This is a genomic window from Sphingomonas paucimobilis NBRC 13935, assembly GCF_000739895.2.
In the GTDB taxonomy this organism is placed as follows: domain Bacteria; phylum Pseudomonadota; class Alphaproteobacteria; order Sphingomonadales; family Sphingomonadaceae; genus Sphingomonas; species Sphingomonas paucimobilis.
This window is the reverse complement of sequence record NZ_BBJS01000004.1, coordinates 68,987-92,855: the sequence shown is the minus strand read 5'-3', so window position 1 is coordinate 92,855 and position 23,869 is coordinate 68,987. Positions and strand designations below refer to the sequence as shown.

Genomic DNA, 23,869 nt, shown 5'->3' with positions numbered 1-23,869 from the left:
TCACTTGGCTCCTGAACGAACGTAACGATGGGGGACGAACGGCATCGCCGTGACGGTGGCGTCATGGGTCTTGCCGCGTTGAAGCAGTTTGAGGGCCGTGCCGGGGGCAGCCAGCTCGGTGGGGACATAGGCCATGGCGATCGGCGCGCCCATCGAGGGGGCGAAGCCGCCGCTGGTGACGCGGCCGATGACCGAACCGTCCTCGGCGACCACCGACGCGCCTTCGCGCACCGGCTGGCGGCCCGCGACGGTCAGGCCGACGCGCTTGACGGCGGGACCGCTCTCACGCTCGGCGAGGATACGCTCGGCACCCAGGAAGTCGGCGGCCTCGCGACGCTTCTTGGCGAGTGCGAAGCCCAGATCAGCCATCACCGGCGTCGTCTCGGGATCAAGGTCATGACCATAGAGCGGCAGCCCCGCCTCCAGACGCAGCGAGTCGCGCGCGCCCAGGCCGATCGGCTTCACCTCAGCCTGCTCGCACAGCAGGTCGGCGAACGCTGCAGCGTGCTCGGCCGGGATCGAGATTTCGTAGCCGTCCTCGCCGGTATAGCCCGAGCGGCTGATCCACAGCGGCACGTCGTCCCAGGTGAAGTCGGCGGCGGTCATGAACACGAGGTTCTCGACACCCGACACGATCCGCGACAGCGCATCGACCGCCTTCGGCCCCTGGAGCGCCAGCAGCGCCTGCTCGTCAAGCAGGTTCAGCGTCGCATCATCAGGGATGAAATCAAGCAGATAGGCGATGTCGTCATATTTGGTCGCGCCGTTGACGACCATGTAGAGTTCCTCGGCGCCATCCAGGATGCGCTTGGTCACCATCAGGTCGTCGAGGATGCCGCCCTCTTCGTTGAGCAGCAGCGAATAGCGGTTCTTGCGATCGCCCAGCCCGGTGATGTCGCCCGGCAGGACCTTTTCCAGCGCGGTGATGACGGGGCCGAGGCCATTCTCGCCGGTGAAGACCACCTGGCCCATATGGCTGACGTCGAAGAGACCGGCCGCCTCGCGGGTCCAGAGATGCTCGGCCATGATGCCTTCATACTGGACGGGCATGTGATAGCCCGCGAACGGAACCATCCGCCCGCCGCGCGCGCGGTGCCACGCGTCCAGCGGCAGCGTCTGGATGATCTCCTGACCCTCGGGGGCGTCTTCTACATTCAGGTCGGTTGCGTCACTCACGGGGCCGGTCTCCGTCAAAGGGTGTCGGCTAGGGACGCATGTCTCCTACCCGATCCGATCCCCCTCTGTCACGGAACCTGAGAGCTTTCGCCGGAGTTCCGGCTTACCCCTTCGGTGGCGCGACGGCGTGAGGCCGAAGCGCGCTTTCCAGAGTGTCGATGGCGATCGCGCGGTCCCATTTGCCTGAGAGATTCCGGGGTGGTTGCTCCTTCGGCGGCCGGGCTTTTCTCACCTAAAAGATGAACCCGGCGCTCTCCCGCGCGCGCCCATGCCGGATATGCCCGACATCGACGCGGTGGCCTCTGCCGGGCGCACGGGTTCAAGTCAATCGGGGACAGTGAGGACTATGCGCGAATATTGTGGATGGCGTCGCAAATCTTCTTCCCTGCGAGGAAAGCCGGCAGGGCGAAGCCACGACGAAGGGGAACTCCACGAACAAAAGCCCGCAGCAAGCCCCTCCCGCGTGTCGGGAAGGGTCGGATCAGCGAGTCGCGTTGTACTTCAACTGCGCCTCGGTCAGCTGGAACCCGACCAGCGCCTCGAAGCTGGCGCTCGCCACCGCCTGGCGAATCTCGGGCTGGGTCAGCGGATCGACCGCCGCATCCTCGTCGCCCGCCTTGCGGCGGCGCGTCAGCTTCTCGCGCACGTCATCGGGCAGCGTCGCCGCCGAACGCGCGATGGTGGTGGAGGCTTCGCCCGCCACCTGCCCGCGCGCCTGGCCCGCATCGAAATGGACATTCACTCTGGAGACGCGCTTGGCGACCACATTGGTCCCGCCGCGCACGATCGCGACATAATAGGGCAGCGTGACATCGCGCGCCGCCGCCGTATCGGTGCGCCGCGCCTCCACATTGAAGGTCACCGTCGTCACGATATCCGCCCCCGCGTCGGCGCAGGTCGAGCGGACATTGGTCATGTTGGCGACCAGATCGATCGCATTCTCGTCGGTCGCGCCGGGCGTCTTGAACAGCGTCACGTCGCCAGTGCCCGCCGCCACGCCTACCACCGGACAGGCCGAGCGGACGGCGGTAATACCGCCCGAGGCATCGATCTCACCGGTACGGGCGCAGCCCCCCAGGACGAGCGCAAGGGCAACGGGAAGGAGGAGCGGTGCTTTCACAGGTCGAAACGCCTATTCTGGATGCCGAAGCAGGATGCCGGTTTGGCCGCCAGCATAGGAACCGGGTTGGACGCGCGCAAGCAATGGCGTAGAGCCATCCCCATGACCGACGCCATCAAGCCGCCCCTCGACCTGTTGATCGCCGCCCCGCGCGGCTTCTGTGCCGGGGTGGATCGCGCCATCCGCATCGTCGAACTCGCGCTCGAGAAGCATGGCGCGCCGGTCTATGTCCGGCATGAGATCGTCCACAACAAGTTCGTCGTCGACAGTCTGAAGGCCAAGGGTGCGATCTTCGTCGAGGAACTGGACGAGGTGCCGCCCAACGCGCATGTCGTCTTCTCCGCCCACGGTGTGCCCAAGTCGGTGCCCGCCGATGCCGAGAGCCGTGGCCTCGACTATCTCGACGCCACCTGCCCGCTGGTGTCGAAGGTCCATCGCCAGGCCGAGCGGCTGGTCGAGATGGGCCGGCATATTGTCTTCATCGGTCATGCCGGCCACCCCGAGGTCATCGGCACCTTCGGCCAGGTGCCGCAGGGCTCGATGTCGCTGGTGGAAACAGTGGCGGATGTCGAAGCCTTCGCGCCCGCCAATCCCGACAATCTGGCGTTCCTGACCCAGACCACCTTGTCGGTCGACGACACCGCCGCGACGATCGAGGCGCTCCAGCGTCGCTTTCCCAGCATCCAGGCGCCGCGTGGCGAGGACATCTGCTACGCCACCTCCAACCGGCAGGCCGCGGTCAAGGCGATCGCCGCCGAGTGCGACGCGGTGCTGGTGATCGGTGCGCCCAACTCGTCCAATTCGCTGCGCCTCGTCGAAGTCGCCGAGCGCGCGGGCAAGCGGGCGCAACTGATCCAGCGCGCCGCCGATCTCGACTGGGCGTTCCTCGACGGCGTGACGACGCTGGGCCTGACCGCAGGGGCCTCCGCGCCCGAGCTGCTGGTGCGCGAGCTGGTCGATCGCCTGTCGGAACGCTTCACCGTCAGCGAGCGCGAGGAAGAGACGACGCGCGAGACGATCGCGTTCAAGCTTCCGCGCGGGCTGGAAGCGGCCGCCTGATCCATGGCCGTCTATACGCAGGTTTCGGCCGAGGCGCTGTCGGCGTTTCTGGCACGCTATGATGCTGGCGAATTGATTTCCGCCAAGGGGATCGCCGAGGGGGTCGAGAACAGCAACTATCTGGTCGACACCACGATCGCGCGCTTCATCCTGACGCTCTACGAAAAGCGTGTAGCGGCGGGCGACCTACCCTTCTTTCTCGCGCTGCTCGATCATCTGGCGGCCAAGGGGCTGCCGGTGCCGCCCGCGATCAAGGACCGGCAGGGCGTCGAGATCCAGGAACTGGCGGGCCGCCCCGCCTGCCTGATCCAGTTCCTGGCCGGCGTCTCGCTCTCCCACCCCAGCCCGGCACAGGCGCTGGCGGCGGCGGATGCGATGGGCGCGATGCACCGCGCGGTGGCGGACTTCCCGCAGACCCGGTCCAATTCGATGGGGCATGCCAGTTGGCGGCCACTGTTCGAGCAATGCGGACGCGATCTCGATCGGATTCGGCCGGGCCTGCACGATGCGATGGGCGAGGCGCTCGATAGGGTACTCGATGGCTGGGACGCGGAGACGCTCGACACCTGCGTCATCCATGCCGATCTGTTTCCCGACAATGTGCTGGTACTGGGCGATCAGGTCACCGGGCTGATCGACTTCTATTTCGCCTGCACCGATTTCCGCATCTACGATCTGGCCGTCATGCACTCGGCCTGGAGCTTCGACGCGAGCGGAGAGACCTATGCTCCCGAAATCGGCGCGGCGCTGATCCAGGGTTATGAACGCCACTTCTCGCTGTCCGAGATCGAACGCGCAGCGTTCGCGCGCCTCGCCATGGGCGCGTGCATCCGCTTCGCGCTGTCGCGGGCCTGGGACTGGCTCAACACCCCCGCCGACGCGCTGGTGACGCGCAAGGACCCGCTCGCCTATTGGCGGCGCTACATCGCCTATCGCGACGGAAAGGCCGGCCTGTGACGCCTGTCGAGATCGCCACCGACGGCGCGTGCAAGGGCAATCCCGGCCCCGGCGGCTGGGGCGCGCTGATCCGCTCGGGCGCGCATGAAAAGGAATTGTCGGGCGGTGAGGCGCTGACGACCAACAACCGCATGGAACTGATGGCCGCGATCGAGGCGCTGAACGCGCTCAAACGGCCTTGCGCGGTGACGCTGTCGACCGACAGCCGCTATGTGATGGACGGCCTGACCAAATGGATCCACGGCTGGAAGCGCAACGGCTGGCGCACGGCGGACAAGAAGCCGGTCAAGAACGCCGAGCTCTGGCAGGCCCTGCTGGAGGCGGCGGCGCGGCACCAGATCGAATGGAAATGGGTGAAAGGCCATGCCGGCCACCCCGACAACGAACGCGCCGACAAGCTGGCCAGCGATGCGGCGGAGACGTTTCGAAAATAAGGCGTGCGAGAACCAAAGCGCAAATGTCTGCAATGGGTAGAAGGCAGCCGGTGTCGCGGCGCAAAGTGTGCTATGACTGCGATCCAGCTACTGAGTGAGATGCGCAATGCCACTAAAGGATCTCAGCGGTTCACCCCCGCCCACTGTCCAAGAGCGAATGGCGATCAAGGAAATGTGGAAGCGCTATGGACCGTCATTACCAAATTGGTTGACGTCGAGAAAAGATGACGGGGGCGAAATGGCACCCTTACCTTCCGGTCCGAAACCCACTCCTATGGTTGGCGGCGCGGAAGTGACGTCTGAATAGCCATTCTCAAGTCGCCCAGTTATACTAACGGAATATGCGCGTTGGTGAGAACCGAGATGTCCGTGTTTGGGGCGTTAGCGGATACGTGGTGCTGGGAGAGCGGTGGAGGCTCAGCTGCCTTCTGCAAGGCCCCAGCTTTTCCCCTCGCCGGGTCTAATCCACCGGCCCAGCTGAGAGAACGCCCAGCTTAGATTCCTGACGGCATGTCCGCAACTGGGCGATCGCAGTCGAAAACAAAGCCAACTTTAAAACCGCCCCACCCCATAGCGCTCCGCGTCCACATCGGGCGGCACATCCCCCTCGCTCAGCAGCAAGACCGCCGCCAGTGCCGATCCGGCCGGCGCGGTCTGGATGCCGAAGCCGCCTTGCCCCGCGCACCAGAAGAAGCCCGGTACCCGCGTGTCGAAACCATAGACCGGCGCCCGGTCGGGGGCGAAGCTGCGCAGGCCTGCCCAGCGGCGTTCGACCGCTTCCACACGCCAGTCGACCGTCTTTTCCAGACGGTCGATCGCAACCGCAATATCCCATTCCTCGGGTGCGATGTCACAGGGGACGCTCCGCGTCTCGTCATGCGGGGTCAGCCATAGCCGCCCCCCTGCCTCGGGCTTGAAATAGAAATTGCCGTTGATGTCGATGACATGCGGTAGGCCGGCGGGCGCAGGCGGGTCGGTGCGGAGCTGCATCATCGTCCGGCGATAGGGGGTGATGCCGACCGGCGCGGCACCCGCGATCCGGGCGACGATATCGGCCCAGGCGCCCGCCGCATTGACGAGTACGCGTGCCCGTATCGGGCCGGCCTTGGTCTCCAGTCGCCACAGCCCATCGTGACGGTCTGCCATCAGGAGCGCGGCGTCGGTGATCAGCACCGCTCCGGCCGCCTTGGCCGCCGCCAGATAGTCGGCATGAAGCGCGGCGACATCGATATAGGCGCAGCTCGGCTCGGATATGCCGTACACCCATTCGGGGCGCAGGCCGGGCACGCGGGTGGCGGGATCGACCCGCAGCAGTTCCACGCCGCTTCCCGCGAAATCGGCGAGCAAGCGGTCGATCCGCGCCGCATCCTCCCGCCGCCCGATATGCAGCGAGCCGAGCGGCGTCAGATAGCCGCCATCGCGCAAGGTCGGCCCGGAGGCGGTGGTCAGCGGCTGGACCGCCGGACCGCCATAGGTTTCCGACCAGAAGGCCGCCGACCGTCCCGTAGCATGGCGGCCGGGCAGATCCTCCGCCTCGATCAGGACGACGCGCGCACGCGCGCCGATCGCAGCGGCCAAGCTGGCCCCCGCCATGCCGGCGCCGATGATCGCGATGTCGTAGGTCACCGCGCCACCCCGTCCAAAAACGCGTCGATCGCACTTAGAGCGCGCAGCCGCACCGGGTCCACCTCGCGCAGCAATTCATGCGCGGCTTCCGGACCGAAGCGGACGAGCCGCGCCCCGATCCGCGCGGCGATCTGGGCGGTGGCCCGCGGATCGACCAGCCGGTCGGCCTCGGCCAGCAGCATCAGCGTCGGTACGCGCATCCGGTCCAGCCGCGTGTCGTTCGCCAAGGTCCTGATCGAGCGAAGCGCGGCGGCTACCCAGCCCCAGCTCGGCGGTCCCAGCGCGAGGTCCGGCTGCTGCGCATACCAATAGGCTTCGTCTTCATAGCGGCTGACATCATGGGTCAGATTGCGTTGCCGCGTATGCATTCCGGCCTCTTCGCGGGCACGCCAGATGCCGCGCGTCGCACACGTCCCCGCCATGCAACGGACGATCGCGCCGCCAAGCCAGGCCCCCAGCGGCAGCCGCAATCCCAGCATCGGCGCGACGAGAATGAGGGCATCGGGCTCCACCGCGCCCTCGACGACGGCGCGCAACGCCAGATGCCCGCCCATCGAATGGCCGAGCAGGACGGCGGGCCCCGCCGCTTCGGCGCGCCATGCCGACCAGAAGGCACGCAGGTCGTCGACCAGTACCGCGAAATCGCCACCATGCCCGACATGATGATCCGCGCTCAGCCGCCCCGATCCCCCCTGCCCGCGCCAATCAAAGGCGGTGACGCTCCACCTCCGCCCGACCAGATGGGCAAAGACCTCCAGATATTTCTCGATCACATCGGCGCGGCCGGTCTGGAACAGCAACCGGCCCACCGGCCGCTCCGCCACCCAATCGAAGCGCCGATGGTCCCAGCCATCGGGCGCGGTCCAGCGTGACAGGCGCGCGGCCGCGGGGAAATTGCGGCGAAGGGCAAGGGCATCGGTCATCCGATCCCCGGTTACGGTTTGGAAAGCCCCGCCGTCTAGGAGCTTTTGCCTTATGGAATGGTCCATCGTCCGTATCGCCCTGCTCTGCGCGCTCGGCCTGTTGCTGCTGTCCGCCGGGATCGAGGATGCGCGCACCCGTGAGATCGCCGATCGCAAGAACGCCGCGATCGCCCTGATCGCGCCCTTGTGGTGGTGGGCGTCGGGCGTCCCGCTCTGGCCGGATGCCATGCTGCAGATCGGAGTCGCGATCGGCCTGTTCCTGCTGTTCGCTTTGGCCTTTCGCGTCGGGATGATGGGCGGCGGCGATGTGAAGATGATCGCGGCGCTGGCCCTTTGGCTGCCGCTCGGGCCGCTGATGCGGATGTTGTTGCTGATGTCGATCGCGGGCGGGATCGTGACGCTGGCCATGCTGATCGACCATCGCCTGCGGCGTTCAGGCAGCGACGGTGCGATCGAGGTTCCTTATGGCGTCGCCATCGCAATGGCCGGGCTGCTCATCCTTCAGGAACCGATATTTAACCCATTGAGCCATACTTAACGCGCCAGACAGGCCGGGCAGAGGGTCCGGCATGAAGGCCGAAGAACGCAGGATGGACAGTCGCAAGCTTTTACTGCTGGTGGGGGCTCTGCTGGTCGCAGGGATGACCGCCGTTTTCGCCCGCACGCTGACGGCGGGCAGCGGCGCGCCACAGGCCGGCGCGGCCGTCATCGTCGCTCCGCCGCCCGAAACGGGCCCGGAAGTCCTGGTCGCGACGCGCGCCCTGCCGGTCGGCACCATCATCGATGCGACGGCCCTGAAATTTCAGCCCTGGCCCAAGGAAATGGTCGGCGGCGCCTATTATCTCAAAGGTCAGGCCGATCTGGCGAAGCTGCAAGGCACGGTGGTCCGCTATGCGATCACCGCCGGCCAGCCGCTGACCCAGGGTGCGGTGGTGCAGCCGGGCGATCGTGGTTTCCTGGCCGCCGCGCTAACGCCTGGCATGCGCGCGGTGACGGTGCCGGTATCGGCGCAGACGGGGGTCGCCGGCTTTGTGTTTCCCGGCGACCGCATCGACATGGTCCTGACCCAGGACGTGGCGGGTGGCGGCGATGGTCCGCCGCTGAAGGTGTCGGAGACGATCCTGCGCAACGTCCGCGTGCTCGCCACCGATCAGCGTACCGACAGCCAGTCGGGCGAAGACGGCAAGACGCCGATCCAGACCTTCACCACCGTCACCGTCGAGGCGACGCCCAAAATGGCCGAGCAACTGGCGGTCGCACAGACCGTCGGCACGCTGTCGCTGTCGCTGCGGGCGCTCGCCGACCGACCGGACGATCTGCAAAATCCGGCCGCCGTCAACGCGGGTCCGGTCGCCGACCGCGCCTCCTATGTCACCGGCGGCGACATCTCGCGCTATCAGCGGCGGACCGTGCCGGGTCGCCAGATGGGCGGCGGTTCCGATCAGGGGGCTATGACGGTGCCGGGCGCTCCCGCCATGGCAGGGGCGGTTCAACCGGTCACGACGGTCGCGGCAGCCACGCCGGAGGGTCCCATCGTGCGCGTCGCGCGCGGCAGCAGCGCCGCCGGAGGGAAGAATTGACGATGACGATGCGATCCATTCTGACCGGCGCAGGCCGCGGCTCCGTGGTCGCGCTGATGCTGGCCCCGCTGCTCCTCGCGCCCGCCCCGGCGCATGGCGCACCGGCGGGCCCGGGGGATTCGGCCGATGCTGGCAGCGGCGCGGGCGTGCTGGAGATCAACACCGGACGCGCAAGGCTGATCACCCTGCCGCGGCCCATGACCGACCTGTTCGTGGCGGACGACACCATCGCCGATGTCCAGGTCCGCTCGCCGACCCAGCTCTATATCTTCGGCAAGAAGCCGGGCGAGACGACGATCTCGGCCACGGCGCGCGGCGGCGCGGTCGTCTATGCGACGACGGTCCGGATCGGCAACAATCTCGACTCGATCGGCCGGATGCTGCGCCTCGCCATGCCCGAAGCGCAGATCGCGTCGACGCCAATGAACGGCCTGATCCTGCTGACCGGCACGGTCGCCGCCCCCGACGATGTCGCGGAGGCCGAGCGGCTGGTCCAGGCCTATGTCGGCAAGGACACAAAGGTCATCAGCCGGCTGAAGACCGCGACGCCGCTTCAGGTCAATCTTCAGGTTCGCATCGCCGAGGTCAATCGCAACTTCGTCAAATCGATCGGCGTCAACCTGCTGAACCGCGACCGCAACTCCAGCGGCTTCGTGTTCGGCATCGGCTCGGGTCGCAATCCGGGCACGATCACCGACCTGACCAATGCCGCCGGTACGACCATCGGCACCCAATATGGGTTCAACCAAGGGCCATTGCGCACGACGCTGGGCCTCGGCGGCCGGGTGCTGGGCATGGACCTGTTGGGGGCGATGGATCTGGGCGAGACGCTCGGCCAAGTGTCGACGCTGGCCAACCCCAATCTGACCGCACTGTCGGGCGAGACCGCGACCTTCCTGGCGGGTGGCGAGATTCCCATCCCGCTGTCCACAGGACTGGGCGCGGTATCGGTCGAGTATAAGCAATATGGCGTCAGCCTGTCCTACACGCCGACCGTGCTGTCCGACGGACGCATCTCGCTGCGGGTGCGCCCCGAAGTGTCGCAGATCACATCGGTGGGTGCGGTCACGATCAGCGGCACGACCATCCCCGCCCTCACCACCCGCCGCGCCGAGACGACGCTGGAACTGGGATCGGGGCAGAGCATGATGATCGGCGGCCTGTTGTCCAACAGCCGCGACAATTCGATCGAGAAGACGCCGTGGCTGGGCGACCTGCCGCTGATCGGTGCGCTGTTCCGCTCGAATGCGTTCAAGCGCAACGAGACCGAGCTGGTCATCATCATCACCCCCTATCTGGTGAAGCCGGTCAATTCGCCGTCCGACATCGCGCTGCCGACCGATGGGCAGCGCTCGCCCAATGATGCCGAGCGGGTTCTGCTCGGCCGAATGGCCGCCGGATCGAGCGAGCCCCGCCCCGTGCCGACCATGGCCACGCCCGTTCAGGGGCGTCCCGTGACGGGGGCACAAGCGCCCGTCTCGCCCCCAGCGCGTCCGCGCAAGGGCACTCCCATGCCCGGCTTTTCCGAATGATCGCCCGTCCAAGGATGCCCCGCACCATGCGTCTTTCCCTCCCTCTTTCGGCATCGCTCGGCCTGTTGGCGCTGACCGCCGGCTGTGCCGGAGCCGGCCAGCCCGGGCTGGAGACGGTGCATCAGCCGGTGGTGTCGCAGGCCGACTACGCGCTCGATCTCGCCCTGTCGGGCAACCGGCTGGCGGGGGACGAGGCGCAGCGGTTTGAGGGCTGGGCCCGCAATCTGCAGCTCGGCTATGGCGACCGGGTAACGATCGAGGACCCGGCGGGCGATGCCCCTGGCGCCTATCGCCAGATCGCCGAGATGGTCGGCCGTTACGGGCTGCTCGTCGGGCCGGCGGCATCGATCGCACGCGCGCCGCTCGCCCCCGCCACGATCCGGGTCGTCGTCACCCGCGCTCGCGCCACGGTTCCGGGCTGCCCGGACTGGCGCAGCGACGTCGCGCCCGACTGGGTCGGCAACACCTCGTCCAACCATGGCTGCGCGATCAACCGCAACCTGGCCGCCATGGTCGCCGATCCCACCCATCTGGTTCACGGCGCGGAAGGCCCGGCCAGCGCCGATCCTGCCGCCGCGACCCGCGCCATCAATATTTTTCGGCAGGCCCAGCCGACCGGCAATGGCGGCACCGTACTGCGGAGTCCCAATGCCGGGCCCGGGGGCGGCGGCGGCATGAGTGGCAGCGCAAGTGGATCGTCCGCCATGGGGGGCCAGTGATGAACGCCCCCTGGAAACCCCATGGCCTGATCGGACGCGATCCCTTCCAGGCCTATGTCTGCGACGATTGGACCGCCGAGGCGATACGCCCCATGCTGGTCGAACAGGGTTGGTCGACGGAACGCGTGGTGAAGGGCGGCTTGCGCGGCGCGATCCAGTCGCTGTCGGTCGCCGCCAGCCCGCAAATCCTGCTGGTCGATCTGAGCGACACGTCCGATCCGATCGGCGAGATCAGCAATTTGGCCGAAGTGTGTGAACCCGGCACGATCGTGATTGCGGTCGGGCAGGTCAACGACGTGCGCCTCTATCGTGGCCTGCTGGCCAGCGGACTGCATGATTACCTGCTGAAGCCGATCAATCCCGAGCAGTTGCGCGAGACGATCGGCCAGGCCCGGGCGGTGTTGCACACGCCGCGCCCGATGGAGATGGCCCCCGAAAAGGCACCGTGCAGCGTCGCGGTGATCGGCGCGCGTGGCGGCGTCGGCGCATCGACCGTCGCCACCTCGCTCGGCTGGCTGATGGCCGAGCGGCTGGACCGGACCACGGGCCTGCTTGATCTCGACGTGCATTTCGGCACCGCCGCGCTCGCCCTTGATCTGGAGCCGGGGCGCGGGCTGGTCGACGCGATCGACAATCCCAGCCGCATCGACGGGCTGTTCCTGGAACGCGCGATGGTCAAGGCGCTGGAAAAACTGTCCGTCCTGTCCGCCGAGGCGCCGATCGGCGCGCCGATCCTGACCGATGGCGTCGCCTTCACCCAGTTGCAGGAGGAGATGCGCGCCAATTTCGAGACGAGCATCGTCGATCTTCCGCGCGACATGCTGATCCAGCAACCCGTGCTGGCGACGAGTGCGCAGACCATCGTCTTGGTCACCGAATTCACGCTGGCGGCCGCGCGCGACACGATCCGCCTGCTTTCCTGGCTGAAGACCTATGCCCCCCAGGCGAGCGTGCTGATCGTCGCCAACCGCGTCCACCCGGCCGCCCAGGCCGAGATCGCGCAGGGAGATTTCGAGGGATCGATCGAACGCCCGGTCGATTTCCTGATCCCCTATGACCAGAAGCTGGTCGTCCAGGCCGCCAAGGTCGGCAAGCCGATCGCCGAACTGGGCAAGACCTCGCGCACCATCGCGCCGCTGATCGCGCTGGCCGGTCGCATCTGCGCCTCTGCGCAAGGAACCGACCAGATGCGCGGCAAGCGCAGCCTGCTCGACAAGATCGACCTGAAGGCGTTCCTGCCCAAACGGGCGCGGGCGAACTGACCCGATGAGCATGGTCGCGACCCTGATCCTGGCGGCCGGCGTCTTCCTGGCGCTGGTGCTGGCGATGGCCGCATTGTCCGGCCCCTCGGCCTCGCGCAGCCAGTCTCGGCGGCTGGCGGGATTGCGTGGTCGCGTCGCGCTCGACCTCGACACGCCGGTCTCTCCCCTGGCCGCGGCGTCGCGCGGCATCGCGCTGGCAACCGACACGCGCGTCGACAAGGCGTTCGGCCGGCTGCTCCCCAATCCCGAAAAGCTCGCCAAGCGGCTGAATCGAACGGGGCGCGACTGGACGGTCGGCCAATATGGCATCGCCTGCGCTGCGGTCGCGGTCGGCTCGACCATCCTGCTGGCGATGATCGGCCTGCCACTGCTCCTCGCCCTGCCGATGGGCGTCGGATTGGGACTGCTGGTGCCGCATATGGTCGTCAGCATGACGATCAATCGCCGCACGACCAAGTTCATCGCCCGCTTCCCCGACGCCATCGAACTGCTGGTCCGGGGCCTGCGCTCGGGCCTGCCGATCACCGAAACCATGTCGGTCGTCGGCCAGGAAATACCGGGCCCCGTCGGCGACGAATTTCGCGCCGTCTCGGATCGGATGAAGATCGGTCGGACGATGGACGCCGCGCTTCAGGAAACCGCCGATCGGCTGGAAACGCCCGAATTCCAGTTCTTCGTGATCGCCATCGCGATCCAGCGCGAGACCGGCGGCAACTTGGCCGAGACGCTGTCCAACCTGGCCGAGGTGCTGCGCAAGCGCGCGCAGATGAAGCTGAAGATCAAGGCCATGTCGTCCGAGTCCAAGGCGTCGGCCTATATCATCGGCGCCCTGCCCTTCGTCGTCTTCGCCATGATCTGGATGATCAATGCGCCCTATATGGCTCGGTTCTTCGTCGATCCCCGGCTGATGATCATCGGCGGTGGCGGGCTTTTGTGGATGGCGCTCGGCGTCTTCATCATGTCGCGCATGATCAATTTCGAGATCTGAATGACCGGCTCCCCCCAGATCCTCGGCCTCGACGCCGCCTCGGTGACCGCCATGTTGTGGGGCGTGTGTGTCTTCTGCCTGCTCGTCGCCGGCTATATGCTGATCGGCACGCGCGATCCGATGAAGCGTCGCGTCCAGGCCCTCAACGAACGGCGCGAACAACTGAAGGCGGGGATCGACCCCAGCCCCAAGCGACGCGCCCAGTTCATCGAGCGCACCGACCTGCTGGAACGGATGCGCCGCGTGCTGAGCGCGCTCAAGATGCTGCAGGAAGATCAGGTGAAGGCCGTCCAGCTCAAGCTGCTCCAGGCCGGCATCCGATCGAAGGAGATGGCGGTCGCGGTCATTTTCGGTCGCCTGGCGCTGCCGATCGCGCTGGGCGGCGGCATGGCGCTATGGGTCTATGGCACCGAGGACTTCGCGCAGTGGAGCGGGTTCAGCCGCTACATGATGGTCGCCGGCATGCTGGTGCTGAGTTACAAGGCGCCCGACCTGGCGCTGAAGAACCAGATCGACAAGCGCACCCATGCGATCCGCAAGGGTCTGCCCGATGCGCTCGACCTGATGGTCATCTGCGCCGAAGCCGGCCTGACCGTCGATGCCGCCTTCGCCCGTGTCGCGCGCGAGTTGCGTCGCGCCTATCCCGAACTGGGGGACGAGTTTCAGCTGACCTCGGTCGAGCTGGGCTTTCTGACCGATCGCCGCCAGGCGCTGGAAAACCTGTCCATGCGGGTCAATCTGGACGCGCTGCGCGGGGTGGTGACGACCATGATCCAGACCGAGAAATATGGCACCCCGCTCGCCAGCTCGCTGCGCGTGCTGTCGGCCGAGTTCCGCAACGAGCGCATGATGCGCGCCGAGGAAAAAGCCGCGCGCCTGCCCGCGATCATGACGGTGCCGCTGATCCTGTTCATCCTGCCGACGCTGTTCATCGTGATCCTGGGACCTGCCGGCTGTTCGATCAACGATACGCTGATGAGCACGATGGGCGGGAAATAGCGCAGGTTCGCCCGATACGAAATCGGCCCCCCTCGCAACCAGCACCGCGATCGGTCGTTGACCGAACGTAACAGGCAGGGATCGACGCCATGTTGTTCACTTCAACGACGCAGTTCGCCGTGCTGGGGCTGGTCCTCATCGCGGGTTGGCTATTCGGGCTGGCGAGCCATCCGGGCGGCCGCAAATGGCGCACCCGCTACGCCACCGAACGCGATGCGCATGCCGCGCACCAAAAGGATACCGAGACCAAGCTGTCGGCCGCGCAGGCCCGTATCACCGAGCTGGAGCGCGAAAATCATCGGCTGGCGACGGCGCAGCCGGTCGCGGCGGCACCGGTGGCTGAGCGGACCACGCCCTATCGCCCGGCGGCAGCGAGTGCAGCGCGTCCGGCCTATCCGGCGGGTGAGCGTCGCGGTTGGTTCGACTTCGGAAACCGGGTGACGACGCACGGATGATACAAAAATCCTCCCCGGTACGGGGAGGTGGCAGGCCGAAGGCCTGACGGAGGGGGAGCTTCCACAAAGCTATTCCGTGCGGAAAGCCCCCTCCACCAGCCTCGCTGGTCCCCCTCCCCTTCGCAGGGAAGGAAAAGAAAAAGGGCCGCCCGATTACGAGCGGCCCTTTCCTTCTTACTTCGCCTTCAACGCCGCCTGCGCCGCCGCGAGACGCGCGATCGGCACGCGGTAGGGGCTGGCCGAGACGTAATCCAACCCGACCGACTCGCAGAACGCGATCGACGCCGGATCGCCGCCATGCTCGCCGCAGATGCCGAGCTTGATGCCGGGCCGTGTCGCCCGGCCCCGCTCGGCGGCGAGGCTGACGAGTTCGCCCACGCCCTCGACATCCAGGCTGACGAACGGGTCCTTGGCGTAGATGCCCTTCTCAACATAGGCACTCAGGAAGCGCGCCGCGTCGTCGCGGCTGACGCCCAGCGTGGTCTGGGTCAGGTCGTTGGTGCCGAAGGAGAAGAATTCGCCCACCTCGGCGATTTCGCCGGCCTTCAGCGCGGCGCGCGGCAGTTCGATCATGGTGCCGACCAGATATTCGACCGTCTTGCCACGCTCGGCGAAGACAGCTTGCGCCGCCTTGTCGACCACCGCCTTCATCAGCTCCAGCTCGCGGCGGGTGGCGACGAGCGGGATCATGACCTCGGGGATCGGCGCCTCGCCCGACTTCTCCGCGACGTCCAGCGCCGCCTCGAAGATCGCGCGGGCCTGGATTTCGTAGATTTCGGGATAGGTCACGCCCAGGCGGCAACCGCGATGGCCGAGCATCGGGTTGAACTCGTGCAGTTCGCTCGCCCGGCGCTTGAGCGTATCCACGTCCACCCCGGCCGCGGTTGCGACCTCGGCGAACTCGGCCTCCTGCTGCGGCAGGAACTCGTGCAGCGGCGGGTCGAGCAGGCGCACCGTCACCGGCAAACCCGCCATCACCTCGAAGATCGCGGTGAAGTCGGCGCGCTGTTCGGGCAGCAGCTTGGCGAGCGCGGCGCGGCGGCCCGCTTCGTCCGACGCCAGGATCATCTGGCGCACCGCCGTGATCCGCGCGGCGTCGAAGAACATATGCTCGGTGCGGCACAGCCCGACGCCCTCCGCGCCGAAATCGCGCGCGGTCTGGCAGTCGAGCGGGGTTTCGGCGTTGGCACGGACCTTCAGGCGGCGGACCTGATCGGCCCATTCCATCAGCGTGCCGAAATCGCCCGCCAATTCGGGCTGCACCGTCGCCACCGCGCCCAGCATCACCTCGCCGGTCGAACCGTCGAGCGTCAGGATATCGCCCTCGCGCACCTCACGGCTGCCGACCCGCGCGACCTTGGCCTTGTTGTCGATCGACAGGCTGCCCGCGCCTGAAACGCAAGGGCGCCCCATGCCGCGCGCCACGACCGCCGCATGGCTGGTCATGCCACCGCGCGCGGTCAGGATGCCCTTCGCCGCGTGCATGCCGTGGATATCCTCCGGCGAGGTCTCGACACGCACGAGGATCACCGCCTCGCCCGCCGCCGCCGCACGCTCGGCGGCATCGGCGTCGAACACCACCTTGCCCGAGGCCGCGCCCGGTGACGCAGGCAGGCCCTTGGTCAGCACATCGCGCTTGGCGCTGGGGTCGAGCGTCGGGTGGAGCAACTGGTCGAGCGCCGCCGGATCGACGCGGGCAATCGCCTCCTCGCGGGTGATGAGGCCTTCATTCGCCATGTCGACCGCGATCTTCAGCGCCGCCTTGGCGGTGCGCTTGCCCGAACGGGTCTGGAGCATCCAGAGCTTAGCCTGTTCGACCGTGAACTCGATGTCCTGCATGTCGCGATAATGGTTTTCCAGCCGGTCGAAGACGGCGGCCAGCTCGGCATAGACCTCCGGCATCGCCTCTTCCATCGAGGCGGGCTTGGCGTTCGCCTCCTCGCGCGCGGCCTTGGTCAGATATTGCGGCGTGCGAATGCCCGCGACCACGTCCTCGCCCTGCGCGTTGATGAGGAACTCGCCATAATAGGCCCGGTCGCCCTTGGACGGATCGCGCGTGAAGGCCACGCCCGTCGCCGAGGTATCGCCCATATTGCCGAAGACCATCGCCTGCACGTTGACGGCGGTGCCCCAATCGGCGGGAATGTCGTTCAGGCGGCGATAGACCTTGGCGCGCTCCGACTGCCACGATCCGAACACCGCGCCGACCGCGCCCCAGAGCTGGTCCTGCACGTCCTGCGGGAAGGGCTTGCCCCATTGTTCCTCGACCAGGCCCTTGTAGGTCGTGACCAGCGCCTTCCAGTCCTCGGCCGACATCTCGGTATCGAGGGTGAAGCCGTTATCCTCCTTGGCGATCTCCAGCGCTTCCTCGAAGGCGCCGTGATCCAGCTCCAGGACGACATCGGCATACATCTGGATGAAGCGGCGATAGCTGTCCCAGGCGAAACGCTCATCGCCCGCCTTCTTCGCCAGCCCCTCGACCGTCTGGTCGTTGAGGCCGAGGTTCAGCACCGTGTCCATCATGCCCGGCATCGACACGCGCGCGCCCGAGCGGACCGAGACCAGCAGCGGGTTTTCGGGATCGCCGAAGCGCTTTTCCGTCACCGCCTCGATATGCGCGATGCCATCGGCGACTTCGTCGCGCAGTTCCTGCGGAAACTGCTCGCCATCCTCATAATAGCGGGTGCACATCGCGGTCGAGATGGTGAAGCCCGGCGGCACCGGCAGCCCGATCGAGGCCATCTCGGCCAGGTTCGCGCCCTTGCCGCCAAGCAGATTCTTGTCCCCCTTGCCGCCGTCCGAAACGCCGCCGCCGAAGCGGTACACATAGGTCATCGGTTCGATCCTTTACTGGTCGTATCGTCCGACGCCCTGGGGACACAGGCGTCGGCTTTAATAAGGCGATATTGCCGGAGGGGAAGACAGGAACGTGTGCGCCCGTCTCCCGATCCGGCTCAGCTCATCCCTCGATCCTCGAGAAGTCCGCCACCGTGTGGACGGCCGCCCTGACACGGGCGAGCAGCGCGAGGCGCGCGGTCCGCTTGACGGCGTCGGCATCGTTGACGGTGACATCGTCGAAGAAGCGGTCGATCGGCGCGCGCAGCGAGGCGAGCGCGGCCATCGCGGCCTCGAAATCCTCGGCCTTCACCGCTTGCGCCGCCTTCGGCTCGGCCGCATCGAGCGCGGCGATCAGATCGGCCTCGGCGGGTTCGAGCGTATAGGTCGGCGCGGTCCAGTTCTGGTCGCCCTCGACGCCTTCCTTCTTCAGGATGTTCGCGGCACGCTTGTACCCGGCGAGCAGGTTGGTGCCGTCATCGGTGGTGACGAAGGCTTGCAGCGCACGGACACGGGCCAGCAGGCGGACAAGGTCACGCTCGCCGCCAATGTCGTCGTCACCGCCCATGCGAACAACGGCATCAATCACGTCATGCCGAACGCCCTCACTGCGCTGCTGAACTTTCAAGCGATCAATGACGAAGTCATAAAAATAGTCCGCTGCAACGACTTGACCCATGTCGCCATCACCCGCTTCCGGCGCAGATTGATGGAACAGCGAGTAAAGAGAACCACGAAGCCCGTTACTTAGGACGAGCGCGATAACACCTAGCGCTGCACGACGAAGGGCAAAGGGATCTTTCGAGCCGGTCGGCTTCTCATCAATTGAGAAGAATGAAACGATCGTATCTAGCTTATCCGCCAACGCCACGGCCACCGTCACCGGCGCGGAGGGGACGTCATCGCCCTGCCCGACAGGCTTGTAGTGATCGCGAACCGCCTCGGCGACGGCCGTGTCCTCGCCCTGCGCGGCGGCATAATAACCGCCCATCAGGCCCTGGAGCTCGGGGAACTCGCCGACCATACCGGTGACGAGATCGGCCTTAGCCAGTTCCGCCGCGCGACGCGCCAGCACGGAGTCACAGTTCGGGACGATGCCCTCGCTCGCCAGCCATTCGGCCAGCTTCGCCACCCGCTCGACCTTGCCGGCGACAGTACCAAGTTTTTCGTGGAAGACGATCTTTTCCAGCTTGGGCCGCAGATCGTCGAGCTTCGTCTTCAGGTCCGTCTCGTAGAAGAAACGCGCGTCGGACAGGCGGGCGGCGAGCACCTTGCCATTGCCCTCGACGATCTTCGTGCCGCCGTCGGTCGCCTCGATATTGGCAGTACAGACGAACGCGTTCGCCAGCTTGCCGTCTGCCGAGCGGCAGACGAAATATTTCTGGTTCACCCGCGCGGTCAGCTGGATGACTTCGGGCGGCACGTCGAGATAGGCTTCGTCGAAGCGGCCGAGCAGCGGCACCGGCCATTCGGTCAGCCCGGCATTCTCGGCGACCAGACCTTCGTCCTCGACCAGTTCCAGCCCGGCCTCGGCGGCCAGTGCGGAGGCACGCTCGCGAATGATCGCGGCGCGCTCGTCCTGATCGACCAGCACCTTCGCGGCGCGCAACTGCTCGACATAGGTGTCGGCGCCGGTCAGCGTGATCTCGGCGGGCGCGTGGAAGCGGTGCCCCCGCGTGACATTGCCGCTGGTGATCCCGGCGACCTCGAACGGCACGACCTCGCCGCCGAACAGCGCGACGATGGCGTGCAGCGGGCGGACCCAGCGCATCGACTCGGTCGAGGCGGACTCCGCCCCCCAGCGCATCGACTTGGGCCAGGGAAAGGCGCGGACGATCGCGGGGATTGCCTCGGCCAGAACCTCGGCCGTCGCGCGGCCGGGCTTTTCGGTGATCGCGAAGAGCACCCCGTCGCGCTCGGTCAGCTGTTCGCGGGTCAGCCCGGTCTTGCGGAGGAAGCCCTCCAGCGCCTGCGGCGGGGCGGAGGCGCGCGGCCCCTTCACCTCTTCGGACACGGCCTCGGTCGCGGCGGGCAGGCCCTTGGCGATCAGCGCCAGGCGGCGGGGCCCAGCATAGGTGACGATCTCACCCGCCGACAGACCGGCCTTCGCCAGTTCAGCGGTGAACAGCTTGGCGAGACTCTCCCGCGCCCCCGCCTGCATCCGGGCGGGGATTTCTTCGGAGCGGAGTTCGAGCAGAAAATCGGTCATCACGCGGCCCAGCCGTTCTTGTCCATCCAGGCGCCGCACGCACCCTTCGCCAGATCGCGGACGCGGCCCATATAGGCCTGGCGCTCCGCCACCGAGATCACGCCGCGCGCCTGCAGCAGGTTGAAGGTGTGGCTGGCCTTGATCGCCTGTTCATAGGCGGGGATGGGCAGCTTGGCCTCCAGACAGCGCTCGCATTCGGCCGCCGCCTTCTTGAAGGCGTCGAACAGCGTGTCGGTATCGGCGACCTCGAAATTCCAGGTCGACATCTGCTTCTCGTTTTCGAGAAACACGTCGCCATAACTCACGCCCGCATCGTTGAAGCGCAGGTCGTACACATTGTCGACGTCCTGGATGTACATCGCCAGACGCTCGAGCCCATAGGTCAGCTCGCCCGCGACCGGCTTCATGTCGTACCCGCCCATCTGCTGGAAATAGGTGAACTGGGTCACCTCCATGCCGTCGCACCAGACTTCCCAGCCCAGCCCCCAGGCGCCCAGCGTCGGGCTTTCCCAGTCGTCCTCGACGAAGCGGATGTCGTGCTTCGCCATGTCCACGCCGATCGCGGCCAGGCTGCCCAGATACAGGTCCTGCAGGTCGGCGGGCGAGGGCTTCAGGATCACCTGATACTGGTAATAATGCTGGAGCCGGTTGGGGTTCTCGCCATAGCGGCCGTCGGTCGGGCGGCGGCACGGCTGGACGAAGGCGGCATTCCACGAGTCCGGCCCCAGCGCGCGCAGCGTGGTCGCCGGGTGAAAGGTGCCCGCCCCCATCTCCATGTCATAGGGTTGCAGGATCACGCATCCCCGCTCGCTCCAATAATCATGGAGGGTGAGGATCATGCGCTGGAAGGAAAGAGGTCCTTCCGGGGAGCCGTTTCGGGTCTGCATAATGGGGGCAGGCTTTGGCGGATGGCCCTCATATGGTCAAGGCGAGCGCCACCTTTCGCGGTTTGGACTTGGGATTCAGAGACGGGTATGGCCGATGATCGGCGCATACCCCCCCTATTCCCTTTCCGAAAGTCTGATCCCATGAAGACGATCATGAAGACCGCCCTCACCTCGCTCGCGCTGATGCTGGCGCTGCCCGCCTGCGCGCAGAGCAAGCCCGCGCAAAATCCCAATGACGCCGACCCTGCGCTGTGGGTGGTCAAGGATGCCGACACCACCATCTATCTGTTCGGCACCATCCATGTGCTGAAGCCCGGCCTGACCTGGTTCGACGAGGCGGTGAAGGCCGCCTTCGACAAGTCGGACCAACTGGTCCTGGAAATGGTGCAGCCCGATCCGGCGACGATGCAGCAGATCGTGTTGAAGAACGGTATCGTCACCACTGGCCCGACACTGACCGAGCAGCTGCCCGCCGACAAGCGCGGCGCCTATCTGAAGGCGATGACCGAGGCCGGCCTGCCCGCCCCGGCATTCGACAAGATGAAGCCTTGGCTGGCCGCCGTCACCCTGTCGCTCGCGCCGATCCAGAAGCTGGGCTATGATCCGAAGAACGGCCCCGAAACCGTGCTGGCCGATGCGGCCAAGGCGGCGAACAAGCCCGTCGCCGGACTGGAGACCGCCGAGCAGCAGATCGGCTATTTCAACGGCCTGTCGCAAAAGGCGCAGATCGAGTTCCTGACCTCGACCGTCGACGAACTGCCCAAGGCGGGCGAGGAAATGGCTAAGATGGTCGACGAATGGGCGCATGGCGACCCCGACGCGCTGGCCCGCGACATGAACGAGAGCCTGAAGGACTCGCCTGAAGTCGCCAAGACGCTGCTGACCGACCGCAACGCGCGCTGGGCGACGTGGATCAAGCAGCGCATGGCCAAGCCCGGCACCGTCTTCATCGCAGTCGGCGCGGGCCATCTCGCCGGGGCCGACAGCGTCCAGGCCCAGCTCGCCAAGCAGGGCGTCACGGCGCAGCGAATCCAATATTGATCGCGTAAAGGCCATGCCGCCCGACCTGTCAGAGGTGCGGGCGGCATCTCGGCGTCATGGCGGTGACGCATAAATGCGGCTTGCTCATCCGCTCGGGCTACGCGGGTGAATGAGCGATGCGGCGTTTCTGGTTCGTTACCAACGGTCGGTCGGGATCGACCGCCGACACGGTCGCGGCGCAGATCACCGATACTTTGTCCGCCATGGGCCATGAGATGGCCGGGCAGACCGGCTTCCCCGACGAAGCCCTGCCCTCGACCGACATGCTCGCAAGCGTGGGTGCGGATGGGGTCGTCGTCTATGCGGGCGACGGTACGATCAATGCGGTGCTGACGGCACTGAAGGCCTGGGAGGGCGAGATCCTGATCCTGCCCGGCGGCACGATGAACCTGCTCGCCAAGACGCTGCATGGCGATGGCGAGGCGCTGGCGATCCTGCATCGTCTGGCCGACCAGCCGCCCCGCCGCGTCTCACTCCCCTTTGCCGAAGCGGACGGCCGTCACGCCTATGCCGGGCTGATCCTCGGCCCCGCCACACGCTGGGCCCATGCCCGGGAGGCGGTTCGTAACGGACGAGCCCGGCGGCTGATCCAGGCCGTTGCCCTGGCGTGGCGGCGGAGTTTCGGGGCGGGCCTTCGGATCGCGGACGTACCCGAACTGAAGCGGCGCTATCAGGCGCTGTTCGTCACGCCCATGGACGACCATCTGGAGCTGGCGGCGGTCGATGCGCGAACCTGGCACCGGTTGTTCGATCTGGGCCGGATGGCGCTCACCGAAGACTGGACCCGAGCGCAAGGCGTGACATGCGCCCGGACGCCCACGTTTCGCGTGCGGGGCGGCAAGCCTGTCTCCGCACTATTCGATGGCGAACCCCATAGGCTCCCGCCCGGAACGGCGATCCGGCTGACGCGAAGCCGTTCGCATATCCTGGCGACGATCATCAGGGCCTGACGCGCCAGACGCCTTCCTAAGGAGCGGCCCGCCCGATCGGAGACCGGGCCTCATCATCACGATATCGTTGAACGGCGGCGCATGGCTTGTATTTTGCGCCCTTTGCGGCTATGCGCCGCCGCTTCCGGTCATGGTCATCCCTGGAGGCGTGGTCGGAAGCCTATATCCATTTTGTTTCGGAGTTACTGGAATGAGCGACACCCTTACGCTCGCCGCCGAGACGCGCGATCAGGTTGGCAAGGGAGCCTCCCGTTCGCTGCGTCGTGAAGGCCGCGTCCCCGCCGTGATCTATGGCCAGAACAAGGCCGCCGCGTCGATCCATCTCGAAGAGAAGGCCCTCGTCAAGGCGCTGATGACCGGTCACTTCTTCACCTCGGTCATCATGGTGGACGGCCAGCGCACGCTGGCGAAGGACGTCGCGTTCCATCCGGTCACCGACCGTCCGCTGCATGTCGACTTCCTGCGCATCGGCGAGCACGAGACCGTGACCGTCGCCGTGCCGGTCGTCTTCACCGATGAGGACGAGAGCCGTGGCATCAAGCAGGGCGGCGTTCTGAACGTCACCCGCCACGAGATCGAGATCGTTGTCGACGCCGCCGACATCCCCGCCGAGATCACCATCTCGTTGAAGGGTCTGGAAGTTGGCGACTCGATCCACATCTCGGACGTGAAGCTGCCCAAGGGCGCCACCCCGGCGATCGACGACCGCGACTTCGCGATCGCCACGATCGTGCCGCCGACGGTCCCGACCGCCGCGGACGAAGCGGCCGATGCCGAGGCGCAGGCCGAAGGTTCGGAAGAGGCCTGATCCGGCCTCGCTTGTCCTTCGGGACCAAGCGAACGACATCAGGGCAGGTGGCGGCAACGCCCCTGCCCTTTTTCGTGTCGGCGCTCGACGTTGACCCGACCTTCCATGCCCCGGCTCACACTGCCGCTCCCATCGCGGGTGATGGGGAGTCGGAAAGCCGAAGGGCTATCCCGAAAAGAGGCTTTCCAATCTGAAAGGGCGATTGGGTTCTCTGGATCAAGCGGCGTAAGATCACCTCCTCACCAGAGCCGGTGGGGCCGTCCGGGCAGACACCTCCAAATGGAAGCCAATCGGTTCAATCAGGGCGAC

Annotated in this window: 21 protein-coding genes and 1 riboswitch; of the genes, 14 read left to right on the top strand and 7 right to left on the bottom strand. The window is 66.6% G+C overall.

Annotated features, from left to right (window positions below):
- The gene (gene gcvT / locus SP6_RS01340) at positions 1–1,176 is read right to left on the bottom strand and encodes a glycine cleavage system aminomethyltransferase GcvT (protein WP_007406646.1); all 1,176 of its coding nucleotides are present in this window, start codon (positions 1,174–1,176) and stop codon (positions 1–3) included.
- Between the two features lie 160 nt (positions 1,177–1,336).
- Positions 1,337–1,445, bottom strand: a riboswitch (glycine riboswitch).
- Positions 1,446–1,657: 212 nt separating this feature from the next.
- Positions 1,658–2,296 carry a hypothetical protein gene (locus tag SP6_RS01335; protein ID WP_042468327.1) on the bottom strand — a complete coding sequence of 213 codons (639 nt, stop codon included), beginning with the start codon at positions 2,294–2,296 and terminating at the stop codon, positions 1,658–1,660.
- 102 nt (positions 2,297–2,398) lie between these two features.
- Here SP6_RS01335 and ispH point away from each other — a divergent pair, with 102 nt between their 5' ends.
- The 3 genes from ispH to rnhA are packed head-to-tail and all read left to right on the top strand — an operon-like array spanning position 2,399 to position 4,746.
- Positions 2,399–3,355 (top strand): 4-hydroxy-3-methylbut-2-enyl diphosphate reductase, encoded by a 957-nt coding sequence (ispH, locus tag SP6_RS01330; RefSeq protein ID WP_007406623.1) that lies wholly within the window; start codon positions 2,399–2,401, stop codon positions 3,353–3,355.
- 3 nt (positions 3,356–3,358) lie between these two features.
- A complete protein-coding gene (thrB, locus tag SP6_RS01325; RefSeq protein ID WP_007406618.1) occupies positions 3,359–4,312 on the top strand; it encodes a homoserine kinase in 954 nt (317 codons plus the stop codon).
- The gene (gene rnhA, locus SP6_RS01320) at positions 4,309–4,746 is read left to right on the top strand and encodes a ribonuclease HI (RefSeq protein ID WP_007406630.1); all 438 of its coding nucleotides are present in this window, start codon (positions 4,309–4,311) and stop codon (positions 4,744–4,746) included. The genes thrB and rnhA overlap by 4 nt, the downstream gene beginning before the upstream one ends.
- Before the next feature lie 552 nt (positions 4,747–5,298).
- On the opposite strand, the gene SP6_RS01315 is transcribed toward rnhA, so the two are convergent.
- Positions 5,299–6,372 carry an NAD(P)/FAD-dependent oxidoreductase gene (locus SP6_RS01315; RefSeq protein WP_007406649.1) on the bottom strand — a complete coding sequence of 358 codons (1,074 nt, stop codon included), beginning with the start codon at positions 6,370–6,372 and terminating at the stop codon, positions 5,299–5,301.
- On the bottom strand, positions 6,369–7,295 hold the full coding sequence (locus SP6_RS01310; protein WP_007406637.1) for an alpha/beta fold hydrolase: 927 nt from the start codon (positions 7,293–7,295) through the stop codon (positions 6,369–6,371). Before SP6_RS01310 ends, SP6_RS01315 begins: the two co-directional genes overlap by 4 nt.
- Positions 7,296–7,347: 52 nt before the next feature.
- Between SP6_RS01310 and SP6_RS01305 the strand changes: the two genes are divergently transcribed.
- From SP6_RS01305 to SP6_RS01270, 8 genes are all read left to right on the top strand, one after another.
- Positions 7,348–7,833 (top strand): A24 family peptidase, encoded by a 486-nt coding sequence (locus SP6_RS01305; protein ID WP_007406625.1) that lies wholly within the window; start codon positions 7,348–7,350, stop codon positions 7,831–7,833.
- Between the two features lie 52 nt (positions 7,834–7,885).
- A complete protein-coding gene (gene cpaB, locus SP6_RS01300) occupies positions 7,886–8,875 on the top strand; it encodes a Flp pilus assembly protein CpaB (RefSeq protein ID WP_007406655.1) in 990 nt (329 codons plus the stop codon).
- 8 nt (positions 8,876–8,883) lie between these two features.
- Positions 8,884–10,407: a type II and III secretion system protein family protein gene (locus SP6_RS01295; RefSeq protein WP_037569835.1), complete on the top strand. Its 1,524-nt coding sequence runs from the start codon at positions 8,884–8,886 to the stop codon at positions 10,405–10,407.
- Positions 10,408–10,433: 26 nt separating this feature from the next.
- Positions 10,434–11,126, top strand: coding sequence for a CpaD family pilus assembly protein (locus SP6_RS01290; protein ID WP_007406621.1), 693 nt, complete (start codon positions 10,434–10,436; stop codon positions 11,124–11,126).
- Positions 11,126–12,388: a hypothetical protein gene (locus tag SP6_RS01285; protein WP_007406617.1), complete on the top strand. Its 1,263-nt coding sequence runs from the start codon at positions 11,126–11,128 to the stop codon at positions 12,386–12,388. Before SP6_RS01290 ends, SP6_RS01285 begins: the two co-directional genes overlap by 1 nt.
- A gap of 4 nt (positions 12,389–12,392) precedes the next feature.
- Complete coding sequence (locus SP6_RS01280) at positions 12,393–13,376, top strand: type II secretion system F family protein (protein WP_007406652.1); 984 nt, start codon at positions 12,393–12,395, stop codon at positions 13,374–13,376.
- Positions 13,377–14,375 (top strand): type II secretion system F family protein, encoded by a 999-nt coding sequence (locus SP6_RS01275; RefSeq protein ID WP_007406632.1) that lies wholly within the window; start codon positions 13,377–13,379, stop codon positions 14,373–14,375.
- An 89-nt stretch (positions 14,376–14,464) separates the two neighbouring features.
- Positions 14,465–14,830 carry a hypothetical protein gene (locus SP6_RS01270; protein WP_007406645.1) on the top strand — a complete coding sequence of 122 codons (366 nt, stop codon included), beginning with the start codon at positions 14,465–14,467 and terminating at the stop codon, positions 14,828–14,830.
- A gap of 174 nt (positions 14,831–15,004) precedes the next feature.
- Here the strand turns inward: SP6_RS01270 and ppdK are convergent, their stop codons facing one another.
- The 3 genes from ppdK to SP6_RS01255 form a co-directional block, all read right to left on the bottom strand.
- Entirely contained in the window at positions 15,005–17,665 is a 2,661-nt protein-coding gene (ppdK, locus tag SP6_RS01265) for a pyruvate, phosphate dikinase (protein ID WP_007406627.1), read from the bottom strand.
- Positions 17,666–17,789: 124 nt separating this feature from the next.
- Positions 17,790–19,874: a glycine--tRNA ligase subunit beta gene (gene glyS, locus SP6_RS01260; protein ID WP_007406640.1), complete on the bottom strand. Its 2,085-nt coding sequence runs from the start codon at positions 19,872–19,874 to the stop codon at positions 17,790–17,792.
- Entirely contained in the window at positions 19,874–20,713 is an 840-nt protein-coding gene (locus SP6_RS01255; protein WP_007406656.1) for a glycine--tRNA ligase subunit alpha, read from the bottom strand. Before SP6_RS01255 ends, glyS begins: the two co-directional genes overlap by 1 nt.
- Before the next feature lie 189 nt (positions 20,714–20,902).
- On the opposite strand from SP6_RS01255, the gene SP6_RS01250 reads away from it, so the two are divergent.
- The 3 genes from SP6_RS01250 to SP6_RS01240 all read left to right on the top strand — a co-directional run bounded on the left by SP6_RS01250 (position 20,903) and on the right by SP6_RS01240 (position 23,560).
- Entirely contained in the window at positions 20,903–21,802 is a 900-nt protein-coding gene (locus SP6_RS01250; protein ID WP_007406624.1) for a TraB/GumN family protein, read from the top strand.
- Between the two features lie 116 nt (positions 21,803–21,918).
- Entirely contained in the window at positions 21,919–22,752 is an 834-nt protein-coding gene (locus SP6_RS01245) for a diacylglycerol/lipid kinase family protein (RefSeq protein WP_007406628.1), read from the top strand.
- Positions 22,753–22,942: 190 nt separating this feature from the next.
- A complete protein-coding gene (locus SP6_RS01240; RefSeq protein ID WP_007406631.1) occupies positions 22,943–23,560 on the top strand; it encodes a 50S ribosomal protein L25/general stress protein Ctc in 618 nt (205 codons plus the stop codon).
- Positions 23,561–23,869 lie beyond the last annotated feature (309 nt).

What these genes read in the sequence shown, in the direction of transcription:
- ispH (WP_007406623.1), top strand. Translation starts at nt 2,399, where the DNA reads ATGACCGACGCCATCAAGCCGCCCCTCGACCTGTTGATCGCCGCCCCG.
- thrB (WP_007406618.1), top strand. Translation starts at nt 3,359, where the DNA reads ATGGCCGTCTATACGCAGGTTTCGGCCGAGGCGCTGTCGGCGTTTCTG.
- SP6_RS01310 (WP_007406637.1), bottom strand. Translation starts at nt 7,295, where the DNA reads ATGACCGATGCCCTTGCCCTTCGCCGCAATTTCCCCGCGGCCGCGCGC.
- SP6_RS01305 (WP_007406625.1), top strand. Translation starts at nt 7,348, where the DNA reads ATGGAATGGTCCATCGTCCGTATCGCCCTGCTCTGCGCGCTCGGCCTG.
- cpaB (WP_007406655.1), top strand. Translation starts at nt 7,886, where the DNA reads ATGGACAGTCGCAAGCTTTTACTGCTGGTGGGGGCTCTGCTGGTCGCA.
- SP6_RS01295 (WP_037569835.1), top strand. Translation starts at nt 8,884, where the DNA reads ATGCGATCCATTCTGACCGGCGCAGGCCGCGGCTCCGTGGTCGCGCTG.
- SP6_RS01290 (WP_007406621.1), top strand. Translation starts at nt 10,434, where the DNA reads ATGCGTCTTTCCCTCCCTCTTTCGGCATCGCTCGGCCTGTTGGCGCTG.
- SP6_RS01285 (WP_007406617.1), top strand. Translation starts at nt 11,126, where the DNA reads ATGAACGCCCCCTGGAAACCCCATGGCCTGATCGGACGCGATCCCTTC.
- SP6_RS01280 (WP_007406652.1), top strand. Translation starts at nt 12,393, where the DNA reads ATGAGCATGGTCGCGACCCTGATCCTGGCGGCCGGCGTCTTCCTGGCG.
- SP6_RS01275 (WP_007406632.1), top strand. Translation starts at nt 13,377, where the DNA reads ATGACCGGCTCCCCCCAGATCCTCGGCCTCGACGCCGCCTCGGTGACC.
- SP6_RS01270 (WP_007406645.1), top strand. Translation starts at nt 14,465, where the DNA reads ATGTTGTTCACTTCAACGACGCAGTTCGCCGTGCTGGGGCTGGTCCTC.
- ppdK (WP_007406627.1), bottom strand. Translation starts at nt 17,665, where the DNA reads ATGACCTATGTGTACCGCTTCGGCGGCGGCGTTTCGGACGGCGGCAAG.
- glyS (WP_007406640.1), bottom strand. Translation starts at nt 19,874, where the DNA reads ATGACCGATTTTCTGCTCGAACTCCGCTCCGAAGAAATCCCCGCCCGG.
- SP6_RS01255 (WP_007406656.1), bottom strand. Translation starts at nt 20,713, where the DNA reads ATGATCCTCACCCTCCATGATTATTGGAGCGAGCGGGGATGCGTGATC.
- SP6_RS01250 (WP_007406624.1), top strand. Translation starts at nt 20,903, where the DNA reads ATGAAGACGATCATGAAGACCGCCCTCACCTCGCTCGCGCTGATGCTG.
- SP6_RS01245 (WP_007406628.1), top strand. Translation starts at nt 21,919, where the DNA reads ATGCGGCGTTTCTGGTTCGTTACCAACGGTCGGTCGGGATCGACCGCC.
- SP6_RS01240 (WP_007406631.1), top strand. Translation starts at nt 22,943, where the DNA reads ATGAGCGACACCCTTACGCTCGCCGCCGAGACGCGCGATCAGGTTGGC.